General features: G+C 70.4%; 19 protein-coding genes. 9 read left to right on the top strand and 10 right to left on the bottom strand.

Annotation, left to right across the window (positions count from 1 at the left end):
• Positions 1-164 precede the first annotated feature (164 nt).
• The 7 genes from sufB (at position 165) to RWH44_RS08850 (ending at position 6590) form a co-directional block, all read left to right on the top strand.
• Positions 165-1583, top strand: coding sequence for a Fe-S cluster assembly protein SufB (gene sufB, locus RWH44_RS08820; protein ID WP_316004303.1), 1419 nt, complete (start codon positions 165-167; stop codon positions 1581-1583).
• Positions 1584-2774 (top strand): Fe-S cluster assembly protein SufD, encoded by a 1191-nt coding sequence (gene sufD, locus RWH44_RS08825; protein WP_316004304.1) that lies wholly within the window; start codon positions 1584-1586, stop codon positions 2772-2774.
• Complete coding sequence (locus RWH44_RS08830) at positions 2771-3100, top strand: non-heme iron oxygenase ferredoxin subunit (protein WP_076675369.1); 330 nt, start codon at positions 2771-2773, stop codon at positions 3098-3100. Before sufD ends, RWH44_RS08830 begins: the two co-directional genes overlap by 4 nt.
• A 40-nt stretch (positions 3101-3140) precedes the next feature.
• Positions 3141-3911: a Fe-S cluster assembly ATPase SufC gene (gene sufC / locus RWH44_RS08835; protein WP_298873053.1), complete on the top strand. Its 771-nt coding sequence runs from the start codon at positions 3141-3143 to the stop codon at positions 3909-3911.
• Positions 3912-3920: 9 nt separating this feature from the next.
• Positions 3921-4250, top strand: coding sequence for a metal-sulfur cluster assembly factor (locus RWH44_RS08840; RefSeq protein ID WP_013586729.1), 330 nt, complete (start codon positions 3921-3923; stop codon positions 4248-4250).
• Between the two features lie 100 nt (positions 4251-4350).
• Positions 4351-5514: a MalY/PatB family protein gene (locus tag RWH44_RS08845; RefSeq protein ID WP_316004305.1), complete on the top strand. Its 1164-nt coding sequence runs from the start codon at positions 4351-4353 to the stop codon at positions 5512-5514.
• A gap of 146 nt (positions 5515-5660) precedes the next feature.
• On the top strand, positions 5661-6590 hold the full coding sequence (locus RWH44_RS08850; RefSeq protein ID WP_316004306.1) for a siderophore-interacting protein: 930 nt from the start codon (positions 5661-5663) through the stop codon (positions 6588-6590).
• A 141-nt stretch (positions 6591-6731) separates the two neighbouring features.
• Here the strand turns inward: RWH44_RS08850 and RWH44_RS08855 are convergent, their stop codons facing one another.
• The 4 genes from RWH44_RS08855 to RWH44_RS08870 are packed head-to-tail and all read right to left on the bottom strand — an operon-like array spanning position 6732 to position 10785.
• Positions 6732-7556, bottom strand: coding sequence for an ABC transporter ATP-binding protein (locus RWH44_RS08855; protein ID WP_316004307.1), 825 nt, complete (start codon positions 7554-7556; stop codon positions 6732-6734).
• 52 nt (positions 7557-7608) lie between these two features.
• Positions 7609-8685, bottom strand: a complete 1077-nt coding sequence (locus RWH44_RS08860) for a FecCD family ABC transporter permease (RefSeq protein ID WP_316004308.1) — start codon at positions 8683-8685, stop codon at positions 7609-7611.
• The gene (locus RWH44_RS08865) at positions 8682-9728 is read right to left on the bottom strand and encodes a FecCD family ABC transporter permease (RefSeq protein ID WP_316004309.1); all 1047 of its coding nucleotides are present in this window, start codon (positions 9726-9728) and stop codon (positions 8682-8684) included. Before RWH44_RS08865 ends, RWH44_RS08860 begins: the two co-directional genes overlap by 4 nt.
• A 25-nt stretch (positions 9729-9753) precedes the next feature.
• Positions 9754-10785 (bottom strand): iron-siderophore ABC transporter substrate-binding protein, encoded by a 1032-nt coding sequence (locus RWH44_RS08870; protein WP_316004310.1) that lies wholly within the window; start codon positions 10783-10785, stop codon positions 9754-9756.
• 291 nt (positions 10786-11076) lie between these two features.
• Here RWH44_RS08870 and RWH44_RS08875 point away from each other — a divergent pair, with 291 nt between their 5' ends.
• A complete protein-coding gene (locus RWH44_RS08875; RefSeq protein WP_136585782.1) occupies positions 11077-12675 on the top strand; it encodes an ABC-F family ATP-binding cassette domain-containing protein in 1599 nt (532 codons plus the stop codon).
• Between the two features lie 86 nt (positions 12676-12761).
• On the opposite strand, the gene RWH44_RS08880 is transcribed toward RWH44_RS08875, so the two are convergent.
• From RWH44_RS08880 to RWH44_RS08895, 4 genes are all read right to left on the bottom strand, one after another.
• Positions 12762-13655, bottom strand: coding sequence for an SURF1 family cytochrome oxidase biogenesis protein (locus RWH44_RS08880; RefSeq protein ID WP_316004311.1), 894 nt, complete (start codon positions 13653-13655; stop codon positions 12762-12764).
• 77 nt (positions 13656-13732) lie between these two features.
• Entirely contained in the window at positions 13733-13954 is a 222-nt protein-coding gene (locus RWH44_RS08885; protein WP_316004312.1) for a hypothetical protein, read from the bottom strand.
• 116 nt (positions 13955-14070) lie between these two features.
• A complete protein-coding gene (locus RWH44_RS08890) occupies positions 14071-14445 on the bottom strand; it encodes a DUF3099 domain-containing protein (protein WP_316004313.1) in 375 nt (124 codons plus the stop codon).
• Between the two features lie 312 nt (positions 14446-14757).
• A complete protein-coding gene (locus RWH44_RS08895; RefSeq protein ID WP_316004314.1) occupies positions 14758-15504 on the bottom strand; it encodes a DUF4190 domain-containing protein in 747 nt (248 codons plus the stop codon).
• 200 nt (positions 15505-15704) lie between these two features.
• On the opposite strand from RWH44_RS08895, the gene fabG reads away from it, so the two are divergent.
• A complete protein-coding gene (fabG, locus tag RWH44_RS08900; RefSeq protein ID WP_264630680.1) occupies positions 15705-16415 on the top strand; it encodes a 3-oxoacyl-ACP reductase FabG in 711 nt (236 codons plus the stop codon).
• 179 nt (positions 16416-16594) lie between these two features.
• Here fabG and RWH44_RS08905 read toward each other — a convergent pair whose 3' ends face one another.
• Positions 16595-17272: an alpha/beta fold hydrolase gene (locus tag RWH44_RS08905; protein ID WP_316004315.1), complete on the bottom strand. Its 678-nt coding sequence runs from the start codon at positions 17270-17272 to the stop codon at positions 16595-16597.
• A gap of 125 nt (positions 17273-17397) precedes the next feature.
• Entirely contained in the window at positions 17398-18039 is a 642-nt protein-coding gene (serB, locus tag RWH44_RS08910) for a phosphoserine phosphatase SerB (RefSeq protein WP_316004316.1), read from the bottom strand.
• Positions 18040-18057 lie beyond the last annotated feature (18 nt).

An 18057-nucleotide genomic window follows, 5' to 3' on the forward strand; every position in this document is an offset into this window, starting at 1 on the left:
GAAGGGTCCGTGTGCAGCGCTCACGCGATCCGCACGACAGACAGTCTAGGCGCGCAGCCAGCGCCTTCGAGCGGGCCCACCAGCGACCAAGCTGTGACTTCGATCGGAGTCCGGAATGTCGGGGCGGATGACACCGTTGTGGCCCGAGAAGGAGAGTGATCACCATGTCCGATGTCCTCATCGACCGACCCGAGCTCGAAAGCCTGGGGCAATACGAGTTCGGCTGGCACGACACCGACGCGGCGGGCGCCATCGCGCAGCGCGGCATCAACGAAGACGTCGTCCGCGGCATCTCCGCATTGAAGTCGGAGCCCGAGTGGATGCTGAAGACCCGCCTCAAGGGCTACCAGCTGTTCGGCAAGAAGCCGATGCCCACCTGGGGTGCCGACCTGTCGGAGATCGACTTCGACAACATCAAGTACTTCGTGCGCTCGACCGAGAAGCAGGCGCAGACCTGGGAAGACCTCCCGGAAGAGATCCGCAACACCTACGAGAAGCTCGGCATCCCCGAGGCGGAGCGTCAGCGCCTCGTCGCCGGCGTCGCCGCGCAGTACGAGTCCGAGGTCGTCTACCACCAGATCCGTGAGGACCTCGAGCAGCAGGGTGTCATCTTCATGGACACCGACACCGCCCTGCGCGAGCACCCCGAGTTCTTCGAGGAGTACTTCGGCACCGTCATCCCGGCCGGCGACAACAAGTTCGCCGCGCTGAACACGGCCGTCTGGTCGGGCGGTTCGTTCGTGTACGTGCCCAAGGGCGTCCACGTCGAGATCCCGCTGCAGGCCTACTTCCGCATCAACACCGAGAACATGGGCCAGTTCGAGCGGACTCTGATCATCGCGGACGAAGACAGCTACGTGCACTACATCGAGGGCTGCACCGCTCCCATCTACAAGAGCGACTCCCTGCACTCTGCCGTGGTCGAGATCATCGTGAAGAAGAACGCCCGCGTTCGCTACACGACGATCCAGAACTGGTCGAACAACGTCTACAACCTCGTCACCAAGCGCGCCGTCGCCCACGAGGGCGCGACCATGGAGTGGGTCGACGGCAACATCGGCTCCAAGGTGACGATGAAGTACCCCTCCATCTACCTGATGGGCGAGCACGCCAAGGGCGAGACCCTCTCGGTCGCCTTCGCCGGTCCCGGTCAGCACCAGGACGCCGGCGCCAAGATGATCCACATGGCGCCGTACACGCAGTCGTCGATCGTCTCGAAGTCGATCGCCCGCGGCGGCGGTCGTGCCGGGTACCGCGGCGAGGTCCGCGTGGATGCCAATGCGCACCACTCCGCGAACACCGTGCGCTGCGACGCGCTGCTCGTCGACACGATCTCGCGCAGCGACACCTACCCCGCGATCGACATCCGCGTCGACGACGTGCAGCTCGGTCACGAGGCGACCGTCTCGAAGGTCAGCGAGGAGCAGTTGTTCTACCTGCAGTCGCGCGGCCTGCCCGAAGACGAGGCCATGGCCATGATCGTGCGCGGCTTCATCGAGCCGATCGCCCGCGAGCTCCCGATGGAGTACGCGCTCGAACTCAACAAGCTCATCGAGATGGGCATGGAAGGCAGTGTTGGTTAAGTGACGACTGCGACCGAAACCCCCGCAGCCGCCGAGGGTCACATCGACCCGGCAGCCCTCGTGGCATCCGTCGTTCCGGTGCAGACGCGCTCGGAGCGGAAGACCTCGTTCGACCCGGCCGACTTCGGCACGCCCACCGGGCGCGAGGTCAACTGGAAGCTCAGCCCGATCGACCGGCTGGCGCCTCTCTTCGTCGACGAGGCCGGTCCGACCGGCGTCGTGACCGTCGACGTCGAGGCGCCCGCCGAGGTCGAGCAGCTCCGGCTCGCTCCGGGCGACGCCCCCCGCGGGGAGCACTTCCGGCCCGAGGACCTGACCGCCGCCCTCGCATGGACGCACGAGGCCGAGGCGCCTCTGCTGCGCATCCCCGCGAACTTCGAGCTCGACGCGCCCATCGTGGTTCGACTGACCGGCACCGGCGGGCTCGCGCACGCGCACGTCGTGATCGAGGCGCAGCCGAATTCCCGCGGCACCGTGGTGCTGCGTCACGAGGGCACCGCGAACCACGCGCAGAACGTCGAGATCATCGTGCGCGACGGCGCCGACCTCACGGTCGTCTCGGTGCAGCGATGGAACGACGACGCCGTGCACGCGGCATCCCACCAGGCCCGCGTCGACCGCGACGCCAAGCTCACGCACGTCGTGGTGAGCTTCGGCGGCGGCGTCGTGCGCGTGAACCCCTCCGTGGAGCTTTCGGGCCCGGGTGCCGAGGGCCGTCTGTACGGTCTGTCGTTCTCCGACGCCGGTCAGCACCTCGAGTCGCAGGTCTACCTGCACCACAAGGGTCCGCACACGGTCGGCGACGTGCTCTACAAGGGTGCGCTGCAGGGCGAGAGCGCGCGCAGCGTCTGGATCGGCGACGTCCTCATCGGACCGGATGCCACGGGCACCGACTCCTACGAGGCCAACCGCAACCTCGTGCTCACCGACGGCGCTCGCGCCGACTCGATCCCGAACCTCGAGATCGAGACGGGCGACATCCAGGGCGCCGGTCACGCCAGCGCGACCGGACGTTTCGACGACGAGCAGCTGTTCTACCTGCAGGCCCGCGGTATCGCCGAAGACGAGGCGCGTCGCCTCGTGGTGCTCGGCTTCCTCAGCGAGATCGTGCAGCGCATCGGCATCCCGGAGCTCGAGACCGAGCTCATCGAGGCGATCGAGCACGAGCTGGCCGAGGGGGCTCCCGCGTGAGCGCCTCCCGTGCCTGTGCGCTGAGCGAGCTCGTTCAGGACGAGGCCCGTCGCGTCGAGATCGACGGCGTGGCCATCGCGGTCGTGCTCGACGGCAACGGCGACGTGCACGCCATCGGCGACGTCTGCACGCACGGCGACATCTCGCTGTCCGACGGATTCGTCGAGGGCGAGACGCTGGAGTGCTGGGCGCACGGCTCGGCGTTCTCGCTGAAGACCGGCCGCCCGCTGAACCTCCCGGCCTACGAGCCGGTCCCCGTGTACGAGGTCGTGATCGACGGAGACGACGTGCTCATCGATCCGTCCGTCACCAAGGCGACGGCCTGAGCCGCGCCCGAGACCTGAGACTTTACGAGTAAGGAACCCCATGTCTGTCCTCGAGATCCGCGACCTCCACGTGACGGTCGAGACGGAGAACGGTACGACCCCGATCCTCAACGGCGTGACGCTGACGATGCGCACCGGTGAGACCCACGCCATCATGGGCCCCAACGGCTCCGGCAAGTCGACCCTGGCGTACACGATCGCCGGCCACCCCAAGTACACCGTGACGAGCGGCTCCATCACCCTCGACGGTGAGGACGTGCTCGAGATGAGCGTCGACGAGCGCGCCCGCGCGGGACTCTTCCTCGCGATGCAGTACCCGGTCGAGATCCCGGGCGTCACGGTCACGAACTTCCTGCGCACGGCCAAGACGGCCATCGACGGCGAGGCGCCGGCGATCCGCAGCTGGACCAAGGACGTCAAGGGCGCCATGGAGAACCTGCGCATGGACGCGAAGTTCGCCGCGCGCAACGTCAACGAGGGCTTCTCGGGCGGCGAGAAGAAGCGCCACGAGATCCTCCAGCTCGAGCTGCTCAAGCCGAAGATCGCCGTGCTCGACGAGACCGACTCCGGCCTCGACGTCGACGCGTTGAAGATCGTCTCGGAGGGTGTGAACCGCGCGAAGGAGCAGACCGATCTCGGTGTGCTGCTCATCACGCACTACACCCGCATCCTGCGCTACATCCGCCCCGACTACGTGCACGTCGTCGTCAAGGGACGCATCGTCGAAGAGGGTGGGCCCGAGCTCGCCGACCGACTCGAGGAAGAGGGCTACGACCGCTTCCTCGAAGCCGGTACCCCGATCGACGCGTAGGATCGTTACATGACCGCAACGCTCGCTCCCGAGAAGTACGACGAGGTCACCGAGGCCCTGAAAGACGTCATGGACCCCGAACTGGGGATCAACGTCGTCGACCTCGGCCTCATCTACGACCTCGCGTGGGACGACGAGAACGACGCGCTCGTCATCCACATGACCCTCACCTCGGCCGGCTGCCCGCTGACCGACGTGCTCGAAGAGCAGACCGCACAGGCTCTCGACAACGTCGTGGACCGCTTCCGCATCAACTGGGTGTGGATGCCGCCGTGGGGTCCCGAGCGGATCACCGACGACGGCCGCGACATGATGCGCGCCCTCGGGTTCGCGATCTGATCCGGCTTTCCGAACGCCCACCCCCGCGGGGGTGGGCGTTCGTGTTTCCCCGTCTGACAGCCGATTCCCCGGCATCCGGGGGTCGATCTAGGCTTTCGGGATGAGCGTCACCCCCCTGCAGGCCCTGCCCCTGGACCTCCTTCGCCAGCGCTCCAGCACGAAATGGCGCTCGTACGGCGACGACGTCATCCCCATGTTCGTCGCGGAGACCGACTTCCCCCTCGCCCCCGCGATCACCACGGCCCTTCATCGCGCGGTCGAGATCGGCGACACGGGGTACACCCCGCCCCGGCCGGGGATCGACCTCGATTTCGCCGCCTACGCCGATCGGCGGTGGGCGTGGGAGATCGATCCGGCGCGCGTGCGGTGGACGGGCGACGTGATGATGGGGGTCGTCGAGGTGCTCCGCGCGGTGACCTCACCCGGTGATCGCGTCGTGGTGACGCCCCCGGTGTACCCGCCGTTTTACGACACTGTCGAGGAGGCGGGGGCCGTCGTCGAACGTGTGCCTCTCCTCGACGACGGTGAGCGCTGGAGCCTCGACCTCGACGGGATCGAGAAGGCTCTGGCATCCGGTGCGCGCGCGGTGCTGCTGTGCAACCCGCACAATCCCACCGGAACCGTGCACGCGCGGGACAGCCTGGCGGCGCTCGCGCGCCTGGCGGCTCGGTACGGCGCGAGCGTCGTGAGCGACGAGATCCACGCGCCGCTCACGCACGCGCCGGCCGTGTTCACCCCGTTCCTGGATGCCGCGCCGGAGGCGGCGGCGGTCGGCTACGCGGTGACGAGTGCGAGCAAGACGTACAACCTCGCCGGGCTCAAGTGCGCGGTCATCGTCACCGGGTCGGAGGAGACCGCCCAGGTCGTGCGCGCGCTGCCGTGGGAGGTCGAATGGCGCGCGGGCCTGTTCGGCGTCATCGCCAACCGGGCCGCGTTCGCGGCGGAGAGCGATGCGTGGCTCGACGGGCTGCTGGCGGCTCTCGACGAGAACCGGCGACTGCTGGCCGACCTGCTCGCCGAGCACCTGCCGCTCGCGCGGTATCGGATCCCGGATGCCGGTTTCCTCGCCTGGGTCGATGTGTCGGCGTACGGCTGGGGCGACAATCCCGCGCCCTTCATCCGGCGAGAGGCGAAGGTCGCGCTCCACCACGGTCCGCTGTTCGGCACGGAGGGCATCGGGCACGTGCGCATCAACGTGGGGTGCGCACCGGAGGTGCTGCGCGAGGCGATCGAGCGCATCGCCGCGCTCGTTCCGCCGGCGTGACACCGCCGAGAGCACGGCATCCCGAGGGCGCTCCGGTATCGGTCCCGGTATCGGTCCCGGACGGAGGAGGACGCCGATCGTCCACGGGCGAGGATTCGAGCGCCGCTCGCCTGGCATCCGAAGATAGGTAAGGATATCCTTATCGAGTGAAGACAGCCACGCGCCCTGCCTACCGCCCGTACGTCGCCGTGGTGACGGCCGCTCGCCGCCTGTCGCCCCACTTCGCCCGCATCACCTTCACCTGCCCGGACTTCGAGGTGTTCGGCACCGATCGGCGCGACCAGCGGGTGAAGATCGTCCTCCCCGGGGCGGACGGTCGCCTGTGCGACATCGGACAGTACGACCCCGAGGCGATCGACAACGGCGAGTGGTACACGCGGTGGCGCGACCTCCCCGACGAGGAGCGGATGCCGTTCCGCACCTATACCGTGCGGCGCATCGATCCCGAGGCGCTCGAGCTCGACATCGACTTCGTGCTGCACCACGACGCCGGCCCGGCGGGTTCGTGGGCGGAGTCGGCGACGGCGGGAGACAGCATCCTGGTGGTGGGTCCCGACGCGCGCAGCGAGGATTCGGCCCAGGGGATCGACTTCCACCCCGGTACGGCCCAGCGGCTTCTGCTCGCGGGCGACGAGACGGCCGCCCCGGCGATCTGCGCGATCCTGGAGGGGCTCGGCCCCGGCTTCGTCGTCGACGCCTTCGTGGAGGTGCCGACGATCGACGATGCGCTGCCGGTCGGCCCCGGCGCCCTGCCGGTCACGTGGCTCGCCCGCGATGAGCGCCCGCACGGAGAAGCCTTGATCGAGGCGGTCGAGTCGTGGGCGGCGGGATCCCGAGCGGTGCTGGAGCGGGCCGCGGCACCGCGCCCGCAGGAGCTCGAAGACATCGACCTCGACGTCGATCTGCTGTGGGACAGTCCCGCCGACGGCGAGGGGGAGTTCTACGCGTGGATCGCGGGCGAGTCGCAGACGGTCAAGACGCTGCGGCGGTTGCTCGTGCAGGGTCACGGGGTCGACCGCAAGCGCGTGGCGTTCATGGGGTACTGGCGCGACGGGCAGGTCGAGCGCACGGTGTGAGGCGTCCCCGACGAGGGGCTGCCAGCGGAAGAGGGCCCGGACGGCGATGCCGTCCGGGCCCTTCTGCGCTGTCGTGACCGGTCGCGCCGGAGCGAGGGCGTCAGAGGACTCTCCTGCGAGCGGGGGAGTCGTGCTCCGGCCTCAGCGCGACGGTGCCGCGGTCTCGGTCAGGGTGTGGTGGCGCCCGATCGGCACGATCATCGGGCGGCCTGTGAGGGGGTCGGGCACGACGCGGCTGCGCAGCCCGAAGACCTCCTGCACGGTGTCTTCGGTGAGCACCTCGGTCGGGTCGCCCGCCGCGACGATGCGCCCCTGCGCCATCGCGACGAGATGGTCGGCGTACCGCGCGGCGAGGTTGAGGTCGTGCAGCACCATCGCGACGGTGGTGCCGCGCTCGCGATTGAGGTCGGTGAGCAGGTCGAGCACGTCGATCTGGTGACTGATGTCGAGGAATGTCGTCGGTTCGTCGAGCAGCAGCACGTCGGTCTCCTGGGCGAGGGCCATCGCGATCCAGACCCGCTGACGCTGGCCGCCGCTGAGCTGATCGACGTGTCGGTCGGCGAGGTGGGCGGTGTCGGTGGCGTCGAGGGCGCGGGCCACGGCGTCGTCGTCGGCGCGCGTCCACCGCGAGAGCGCGCCCTGGTGCGGGTGGCGACCGCGGCTGACGAGGTCGGACACCGCGATGCCGTCGGGAGCGACCGGCGACTGGGGGAGCAGCCCCAGCACGCGCGCGACCTGCTTCGTCGGCATCCGGTGGATCGCCTTCCCATCCAGCAGCACCTGTCCGGTGGTGGGGGAGAGCAGACGCGCCATGGCCTTGAGGAGCGTCGACTTCCCGCACGCGTTCGCGCCGACGATGGCGGTGACCTTCCCGGGCGGGAGGGAGAGGTCGAGCGAGTCGACGATCGTGCGGTCTCCGTAGCCGAGGGTGACGCCTTCGGCGGTCAGGCTGCGTTCGACGGTCATCGTGTCATCCCTCCGAAACGGGAGCGGGGAGGAGTCGGCTGTCCAGGGAGAGTCATATCGACGTTCCTTCGGATCGGCTGCTGCGGACGAGCAGGAAGACGAGGTAGGGCGCCCCCAGCACGCCGGTGATCACACCGACGGGCAGGCGTGTGCCGAAGGCGTACTGGGCGGCGAAGTCCGCGACGAGCACGAGCAGCGCGCCCACGAGACCGGCCGGCAGCACGGGCGAGCCGACCGGCCCCAGCAGACGCACGGCGATGGGGCCGGCCAGGAACGACACGAACGCGATGGGCCCCGCCGCGGCGGTGCCGAAGGCGAGGAGTCCGACCGCCGCCACGATCAGCAGCAGACGGCTGCGCTCGACGGGCAGGCCGATGGCCGAGGCGGTGTCGTCGCCCATGCGGAGGACCTCGAGGCGCCCCGAGAGGACCAGCAGCACCGGGCCGAGCACGACGACCGCGAAGAGCACGGGGAGGGCGCGGTCCCACGTGGCGTCGTTCAGGTTGCCGGTGATCCAGCGCATGGCGGCGGGGAGGTCGTACTGTGCGGCGCGCGCGATCACGTACGACACGACGGCCTGGCACATGGCGGCCACGCCGATGCCGACGAGGATGAGCCGCGCCCCCGAGCTGCCGTCGCGGTAGGCCAGGAGGTAGATGACGAGTGCGACGGTGAGGGCTGCGGCCATCGCGAGGAACGACACGGCCGTCTCGCTCAGGCCGAGGACGACGATGCCGATGACGGCGGCGGCGCTGGCTCCGGTGTTGATGCCGATGACGTCGGGACTGGCGAGGGCGTTGCGGAGCATGGTCTGGAAGACCACCCCACCCATGCCGAAGCAGAGGCCCGTGAGAAGTCCCGTCATCGCGCGCGGTAGGCGCAGCTCTCCGACGGTGAACGACGCTCCCGCCACGCGTCGACCGGTCACGACACCCCAGACATCCGCCGGGGAGTAGAAGGTCTGACCGAGCATGAGGCTGAGGGCGAACGACACCAGCACGAGGGCGGCGAGCACGCCCGTGACGACGAGCCACCGGCGCCGCCGACGGCGACGCCCCGCGACGACGGATGCCAGGGTGTCGGGCGCAGCGCTCGAAAGGGCGCCGAGAGGCGCGATGGACGTGCTCACAGGGCCCTCATCCTCTGTCGGCGCACGAGTGCGATGAAGAACGGAGCACCGATGAGCGCGGTGACGATGCCGACCTCGATCTCCTCGGGGCGCGCGACGACGCGTCCGACGACGTCGGCCAGGGTGAGCAGGACGGCCCCGCCCAGGGCGGAGACGGGCAGCAGCCAGCGGTGGTCGACACCGACGAGGAGGCGGAGCATGTGCGGCACGACGAGCCCCACGAAACCGATGGGACCGGCGACGGCGGTGGCCGCACCGCAGAGCACGACGGCGCCGCCGGTCGCGATCAGGCGCGCGGTGCGCACGCGCGCGCCGAGGCCGGCGGCGAGTTCGTCGCCGAGGGCGAGGGTGTTCAACGCCGACGCGCTGGCGAGGCAGACGAGCAGACCCACGCCGAGGAAGGGGAGCACCTGCAGGATCGTCGGGAACGTGGCCCCGCCGACGCCCCCGATCTGCCAGAACCGGAAGACGTTCAGCACCTCGGTGCGGGGGAGCAGGATCGCGCTCGTCAGCGAGCTGAAGGCCACCGCCGTGACGGCGCCGGCGAGGGCGAGGCGCAGGGGGGTCGCCCCTCCCCGCCCGAGGGAACCGATGGCGTAGACGAGCACGGCAGCACCCGCGGCCCCCAGCATCCCGGTCCAGATGTACATCGAGGGCGAGCTGAGGCCGAAGAAGGCGATGCCCGTGACGATCGCGAGTCCCGCACCGCCGTTGATCCCGAGGATCTGCGGGTCGGCCAGCGGGTTCCGCGTGGCCCCCTGCAGCACGGTGCCCGCGACGGCGAGCGCGGCTCCGACGAGGATCGCGAGGACGGTCCGGGGGATGCGCTTGGCGACCGCGGCGCTGGAGGCCGAGTCGGTGGAGCCGTTCAGGCCGGCCCAGACGTCGGCGGCCGTGACGTCGCGCGCGCCGAAGGTGACCGACAGGATCACGGCGATGAGCAGCAGGATGACGAGAGCGACGACGCCGACGACGCGTCGCCGCCCCCAGCGACGCGGGCGTGCGTCGCCGGGGGCGGTGACAGTCGGAGCGAGAGCGGTCATCGCGCCGACGGACGGGAGGCGTGCATCAGGACGCGGCCTTCTCGGCGGCCGCGCCCACCAGCGCGATGTAGTCGTCGCCGTAGCTGGTGCCGATGTTGAGGGGGGTCGGCGTGATCGCGGACGAGAGGGTCGAGTTGTCCTCGACCACGGCGATGGCGCCGTTCTTCACGGCGGGCACCTTCGACAGCAGGGGGTCGGCCTGCATCGCGGCGATCATGTCGTCGCTGCCGTAGGCGACCATCACGTCGACGTCGGCGAACTTCTCGATCTGCTCGGTGCTGGGGGTGAACCAGAAGGTCTCCGACGCGGCCGACTCCTCGGACACGTAGGAGGAGGGGGCCAGTCCGAGCTCCTGCAGGTATCCCATGCGCGGGTCGAGCGTGCTGTAGAAGCCGAGGGTCGACAGGTTCGTCGGGTCGAAGTAGGTCAGCAGCGACTTCTTGTCCGCGAGGGCGGGGTACTTCGCCGCTTCGGCGGCGATGTGCTCCTCCTTCTCGGCGACGAGCGCGTCCGCTTCGTCCTTGAGGCCGAGGGCGGTGCCGTCGAGGACCGTCATCTGCTGCCAGGTGGTGCCCCAGGCGACGTCCTGGTAGGTGACCACCGGCGCGATCTTGCTCAGCGTGTCGTACTGCTCCTGCGTCATGCCCGAGTAGGCGGCCAGGATGACGTCGGGCTGGGCGTCGGCGATGGCCTCGTAGTCGTAGCCGTTCGACTCGTCCATCAGCACGGGCGTCTCGGCGCCGAGCTCGGCCAGCTTGTCCTTGGTCCAGGGGAGGAGTCCGTCGCCGTCCTCGTCGCCGTAGGTGACCTTCGGCATGGCTACCGGCACGACGCCGAGAGCCAGGGCGACGTCCTGGTTGCCCCAGTCGACGGTGACGACGCGCTCGGGTTTGGCGTCGATGGTGGTCTCGCCGAAGACGTTCTCGATCGTGACGGGGAAGCCGGTGTCGTCGGACGCGGCTCCCTGCTCGCCGGGGGCGGCCGAGGTGCCGGCGCAGCCGGTCAGGACGAGGGCGGAACCGACGGCGAGGGCCGCCAGAGCGCGGAATCGGGACACGAAGAGCCTCCTGCGTGTTAGGTAAGGATAGGCTTAGTTTAGGTCAGTCGCCGGGTGAGAACGCAAACCCGGATGCCACCCGGGCGGGGGATCGTCTCGACGCCGAGACACCCGGGAGCCGGGGTGTTCGTCGTGCCGCGGGGTCGGCATCCCGGGGCGTCCGGTGCGTCACCGCAGTGGTGGATGCGCGCTGCGGACGAGGCTGTCGACGGGTTCGCAGGGGCGCGCCGTATACTGGGTGGCTGGCCTTTCTCGGCCTGTTCCCCATCCCCGACTGAACGGACGTTCGCTGTGCTCGCCGTGCACGACCTCGAGATCCGCGTGGGTGCCCGCGTGCTCATGTCCGACGTGGCGTTCCGCGTCTCCGACGGCGACAAGATCGGCCTCGTCGGGCGCAACGGCGCCGGGAAGACCACCCTGACGAAGGTGCTCGCCGGCGACCTGCTGCCCTCGAACGGCGGCGTCGACCGCTCGGGCGAGCTGGGCTACCTGCCGCAGGACCCGCGCTCGGGCGACCCCGAGATGCTCGCGCGCACCCGCATCCTGGACGCGCGCGGCCTGGGCTCGCTCGCCCTCGGCATGCACGAGGCGTCGATGGCGATGGGCGACGACGATGCCGCGGTCGCGGCCAAGGCGATGAAGAAGTACGCCCGTCTCACCGAGCAGTTCGAAGCCGCGGGCGGATACGCGGCGGAGGCCGAGGCGGCATCCATCGCCCACAACTTGTCGTTGCCCGACCGGATCCTCGATCAGCCGCTGAAGACCCTGTCGGGTGGTCAGCGACGCCGTATCGAGCTCGCGCGCATCCTGTTCTCGGACGCGCAGACGATGATCCTCGACGAGCCGACCAACCACCTCGACGCCGACAGCGTGGTGTGGCTGCGCGAATTCCTCAAGGGCTACAAGGGCGGGCTCATCGTGATCTCGCACGACGTGGAACTGGTGGGCGAGACGGTGAATCGCGTGTTCTACCTCGACGCCAACCGCCAGGTCATCGACGTCTACAACATGAACTGGAAGAACTACCTGCGTCAGCGGGTCGCCGACGAGGAGCGCCGCAAGAAGGAGCGCGCCAACGTCGAGAAGAAGGCGACCGCTCTGCAGCTGCAGGCGGCGCGCTTCGGTGCCAAGGCGTCGAAGGCCGCGGCGGCGCACCAGATGGTCGCCCGCGCCGAGAAGATGCTCTCGGGCCTCGACGACGTGCGTCAGGACGAGCGGGTCGCCAAGCTCCGCTTCCCCAAGCCGGCACCGTGCGGCAAGACCCCGCTCATGGCATCCGGTCTGTCGAAGTCGTACGGATCGCTGGAGATCTTCACCGACGTCGATCTCGCGATCGACCGCGGTTCGCGCGTGGTCATCCTGGGCCTGAACGGTGCGGGCAAGACGACGCTGCTGCGCATCCTCGCCGGCGTCGACCAGCCCGACACCGGTCAGCTCGAGCCCGGGCACGGCCTGAAGATCGGCTACTACGCGCAGGAGCACGAGAACCTCGACGTGAACCGCTCGGTGCTCGAGAACATGATGTCGTCGGCCCCGCACATCACGGCGACCGAGGCGCGCAAGGTGCTCGGGTCGTTCCTCTTCGTCGGTGATGACGTGCTCAAGCCCGCGGGCGTGCTGTCGGGCGGCGAGAAGACGCGTCTGTCGCTCGCGACGCTCGTGGTGTCGTCGGCGAACATGCTGCTGCTCGACGAGCCGACGAACAACCTCGACCCCGCCTCGCGCGAGGAGATCCTGGGGGCGCTCGCGCACTACGAGGGCGCGGTCGTGCTCGTCTCGCACGACGAGGGCGCCGTCGAGGCGCTCAACCCCGAGCGCGTGCTGATCCTCCCCGACGGCGTCGAGGACATCTGGGGTCGCGACTACGCGGACCTCATCACGCTCGCGTAATCGCCCCCGACCGGATGCCGTGACCGGCGGCATCCGTTCGCCTCACGGCGCCTCAGCGCGCGTCCGGGCTCGGCATCCGCTCCGGTTCAGCGTGCGTCGAGCAGGGCGTCCTCGTCGTCGGCGTCGCGGTCTTTCGGACGCTTGCGCGAGCGGTGGAGGGCCACCGGATCGATCCGGCGGCGCTGGCCCGAGGACGGCGCGGATGCGGCCGCGGTGAGGGGGGACTCGTCGTCGTCGTCGGCCTCTTCTCGGCGGAGCTTGCGCTCGTTGACGATCACGTAGGTGATGAAGGCGAAGCCCATGATGGCGAAGAGGATCCACTGGATCGCGTACGACAGGTAGGGCCCCGGGTCGTTGCTGGGCGGATCGATGGGGAAGGGAGCGGATGCCGGGGCGGGGGTCTCCGACATCAGCAGTCCGTACGCACCCTGTTCGAGCGGTCCCGTCTGCGCGGCGACGAGGCCGAGGTTGATCGTCGGCACCTGCCCGGCCTCGGCCGTACGGCCCGAGGTGGGCGCCGCCTCGCCGGGACGCAATCGCACCTCGACGACCACGTCTCCCGAGGGCGGGGCGGGGATCTCGTCGGGGTCGGCCTGACGGTTGCCGGGCGGGAGCCAGCCGCGGTCGACGAGGAAGACGCGTCCGTCGGTCAGTCGGAAGGGGACGAGCTGCTCGTAGGCGGCCGAGCCACCGTGCGCGCGGTTGCGCACGAGGAGCTGCTCGTCGGCGAGGTACTGCCCTTCCAGCCGTACGGGCCGCCACTCGTCGGACGGGGTGAGATCGGCGCCGGGGGCGAGGAGGTCGCCCAGGGCGACGGCCGGGGCGTCGTAGTTGTCGGCGACGAGCTGCAGCTGCTCGCTGCGCTCGGCGTTGCGGGAGAACTGCCAGTTCGACAGGAACGCGCACGCGACGGCGAAGAGGATCGCGACGCCGACGTACATCGCCCAGCGGCCCAGGGCGGGCATCTCGCGGGCGCTCATGCGGACGCTCCGCGCTCGGGGGCCGCGCTCACTCCGGGTCGTGCATCCACGTCAACCAGGGTACGTCGCACGGACGCTCAGACCGATTCGCCCGTGAGAGCACCGACCTCGACGGGGAAGTCGCGCGCCGTCAGGAATTCGCGCAGATAGGCGACGTGCTCGTCGCACGCGACCCAGGTCTTGCGGCGATCGGCGGTGTGGATCCGCGGATTGCGCCAGCGGATCGCCCAGACGGCGGTGTCGCGGCATCCGGCCCGGGAACACTCGGCTGATGCGTCGTCCAGGGGAGCGCCGCTCATGGGCGCGTCGCCCCGGGGTGCGCCGCTCGGGGTGGCGTCGCTCGCGGAGGTTTCGCTCGGGTGCGTACGACTCACGGGCACGTCGCCCCGGGGCGCGTGACGGGGGGTGGCCTCGCTCACGGGCGGTCGTCGCGGGGCGCGTCGAGGCGCGGGGTCTCGGCGATGCGGATGACGACGGGGCCGTCGGGCGCGGCCGCGGCGGCCGCGGGTGCGGGACGCGGCGCTTCGATCGCACGCTCGGGACTGATCGCGGTGGTGTCGGCCGCGTCTTGACCGACGTTGGCGACGATGACCGCGAGGTAGGGGAGGAAGATGGCGCCCGCCGCGAAGACGAACGTATACCAGCCGTAGGGCGTGACGACCGCCATCGCGATGAAGCACGCGATGCGGATCCCCATCATCACCATGTACTTGGCGAAACGGCTGTCGGCGTCCTCCCGGGGAGCCTTGGGGAGCGACGTCGCGGATTGGGCGGCGCGGTTGGTCTTCACAGTGGTCTCAGGGTACGCCCGTGCGGACCGGGGTCGGCGCGTTCGGGGAACGGTCTTCTCGATGTCATGACAAGAGGGACGGGACCGGGAATCGTCGGCGCCGTGTGCTTCGCGCGACAGGGACGGGCTGACGGTTCCGACAGCCCCGCCCCGTCGCTCGCGGTCGGCGTGTTCGGTGCGTCGACGACCCCCGGTTCCGTCGCCTGCGCGCGGCGCGTTCGTTGCCGTTGACGCCCCCGGTTTCGGGCGTTCGTTGCCGCCGACGCAGAGGCGTCGCTGCGACCCCTGCGTGGCGATGCGCCCGCGGAGGGCTCAGACGCCGTAGCGCGAGCCCGACGCCCCGGCGCTGACCGCGACCAGGATGATGAAGCCGACGATGAGCAGTGCCGCGAGTCCGAGGCTGATGTAGCCGATCAGCAGGCCGGCGAGCCCCATTCCGCGCCCGCGCTCGCCCGACGTCTTGATTTGCTTGAGCGAGATGTGTCCGGTGACGATGCCCACGATCTGCCCGATCACGGGGATGACGAAGATCCCCACGAGGGATGCCACGAGCGAGACGATCGCGAGGGGGTTCGTGCGGGCCGGGGCGGTGCCGTAGCCGTACGAGGCGGCGCCGTACGCCGATCCGCCGTAGGCCGGGGCGCCGTACGCGGCGGCGCCGGGGGCCGGAGCTCCGTAGGCGGGGGCCCCGTAGGTGGAGCTCGAGGCGCCGGTGGTGTCGTAGGGCGGGGTGGCGGGCTCGCCGGAGGCGGGAGCGGGGTACGCGGGAGGGCCGGACGGCGTCGCGCCGAAGGCGGGTGCGGCGTCGGAGGCCGAGGGCGCCGAAGCGCCGTCGGAGGGCGCCGGAGCGACCGGCGCGGGCGCGCCGTACGCGGGCGGCGCGTCGGAGACGGGAGCGTCGGGGGTGCTGGTCGCATCCGACGCCCCGCTCGTGGTGGCGTCGAGCACCGCCGCCTCGTCGCGCGGCGCGTAGGGCGATCCCGACGTGTCGGGGGCGGAAGCGTCGGCCCCCGTCGCGTGCTCGGGCTGGTTCGGGGCGGGGGTGCGGTCGTCGCTCACGGTGTTCCCTTTCGTCGCGCTCCCTCCAGCGTTTCAGCGGCGCTCGGCCCGTGTCAAACCCCGCGGGCGGTGCGCAATGGTGACTCATCGCGACGCGGAGACCCCGGCGAGCACGGACGATCACCGCCGGGCGAGGGGCGCGCCGTGCGCTGTCGGTAGGCTGAGGCGGTTCCGTCTCTCGCAAGCCCAGGAGTTCCGTCATGTCTCAGGACCGCGTCGTCGTCGTCACCGGAGGGAACCGGGGAATCGGTCGTGCCATCGCCGAACGTTTCGTCGCCGAAGGATGGAAGGTCGCCGTCACCGCGCGCTCGGGCGAGGGCCCCGAGGGAACGCTGACGGTGCGCGCCGACGTGACCGACGCGGCGGCCGTCGACGCCGCCTTCTCCCAGGTCGAGGCCGAGCTCGGTCCGATCGCGGTCGTCGTCGCGAACGCCGGCGTCACGAAGGACACGCTTCTGCTGCGCATGAGCGAAGACGACTTCGACAGCGTCGTCAGCACCAACCTCGGTGGGGCGTTCCGCGTCGTCAAGCGCGCATCGAAGGGCATGCTCAAGGCGCGCTGGGGTCGCGTCATCCTGATCTCCAGCGTGGTGGGACTGTACGGCTCGGCCGGACAGATCAACTACGCCGCGTCGAAGAGCGCGCTCGTCGGCTTCGCCCGCTCGCTGACCCGCGAGCTGGGTGGACGCGGGATCACGGCGAACGTCGTCGCCCCCGGCTTCATCGAGACCGACATGACGGCGGAGCTGCCCGCCGACACGCAGGCGGAGTACAAGAAGAACATCCCCGCGGGTCGGTTCGCCTCGCCCGACGAGGTCGCGGGCGTCGTGACGTGGCTCGCCGGCGACGATGCGGCTTACATCTCGGGCGCCGTCATCCCGGTCGACGGCGGCCTGGGCATGGGGCACTGACCCCCGGCCGCTCGTCTTTTCGCCGCTCGCCGCTTCGCCGCTCGTGATGGTGCGGCTCGTGATGGTGCGGCTCGTGACGGTGCCCGCTCGTCACGTCGCCGCGCGTCACGCCGCCGCGCGTCACGGCCCCGCTCGTCACTTCGCCGCCCGTCACGGCTCCGCTCATGACGCGAAGTCCGTCACCGCACCGCGGCGACCAGGTGCTCCGCGAAGCGCTCGGGCTGTGAGAACTGCGGCCAGTGGCCGGTGTCGAGGTGGATCACCTCGGCGTCTCGCACGCGGGAGAACTCGCGAGCGAAGGCCTCCCACTCGGCGAGCATCCGCGGCAGCGTCTCGGCGTCGAGGCGTCCGGACAGCACGGTGAGGGGGATGTCGTAGCGCCGCTCGTCGGTGAGGGTCAGGGGCGAACTCGGAACGCGACCGGGCACGTCGACCACCTGCGCGGCGGTACGTCGGCGGGTGTCGTCGTCGAGGTCGGAGACGTCGTCGTCGTCGAAGAAGTCCCACCCAGGGAAGGGGACGACGCCGTCGTCGATCGGGAACTCCGAGATCATGGCGCCCGGCGGCGGGACGACCGTGTCGACCAGCACGACCCGCTGCACGCGGTCGGGGCGACGATCGGCGGCTCCCCACACGACGTTGCCGCCGCCGGAATGTCCGACGAGAATCACCGGGGCGTCGACGCGATCGATCTCGGAAACCACGGCGTCGACCCAGTCGTCGATGACGAGGTCGCCGACGGCGGGACCCGGGAGGGTGAGAGGGTGCGGATGGTGCCCCGCGGCGCGCAGCGAGCGCAGCACCGCGTCCCACGACGATGCGTCGAGCCAGAGACCGGGTACGAGGATGACGTCCATGTCGGCAGCGTAGGACGCCCCTCCGACATCGGCCAGAGCCCTCGATGTCGGGCGCGCGGGCGGGTCGACCTCCGCCGGTCGCGCCACGCGGGATCCCGTCGGACGCACCCGACGAGTTCGCACGCTCAGCGGGGCAGCAGCGCGATGACCTGGGCCAGGTCGACGTCGCCGACGACGAGGTCGGCGCGTTCGCGCACGGCGGGCTTGGCGTTGAAGGCGAGGCCCAGGCCCGCGGCCTTCATCATCTCGAGGTCGTTCGCCCCGTCGCCGATCGCGAAGGTGAGGCGCAGGGGGACCCCGTGCTCGTCGGCCCAGCGCCGCAGCGTCTCGGCCTTGGCCGTGGCATCCACGATGTCGCCGTCGACCTCGCCGGTGAGCGCGCCGTCGGCCGCGACCAGGCCGTTCGCGCGCCAGACGTCGACCCCGAGGTCGGGGGCGACGGTGTCGAGCACCTCGTGGAAGCCGCCCGAGACCACGCCCACGACCCCGCCGCGCTCGTGTACGGCGGCGACGAGCTCGCGCACGCCCGGGGTGGGTTCGATGCGAGCGACCGCGCGGGCGAACGCGTCGGTCGACACGCCCGCGAGCGCCTGCACGCGCGAGCGGAGGCTCGTGGCGAAGTCGACTTCTCCGCGCATGGCCGCCTCGGTGGCGGCGGCGACCTCGGCCCCGCGGCCCGCCTCGTCGGCGAGGAGTTCGATGACCTCGTTGCGGATGAGGGTCGAATCGGCGTCGAGGACGACGAGGAAGCGAGCGGTCGAAGTCACGCGCTCGACCCTAGCGTG

The sequence above is a fragment of the Microbacterium phycohabitans genome (assembly GCF_032464935.1).
GTDB classification, from domain to species: Bacteria; Actinomycetota; Actinomycetes; order Actinomycetales; family Microbacteriaceae; genus Microbacterium; species Microbacterium phycohabitans.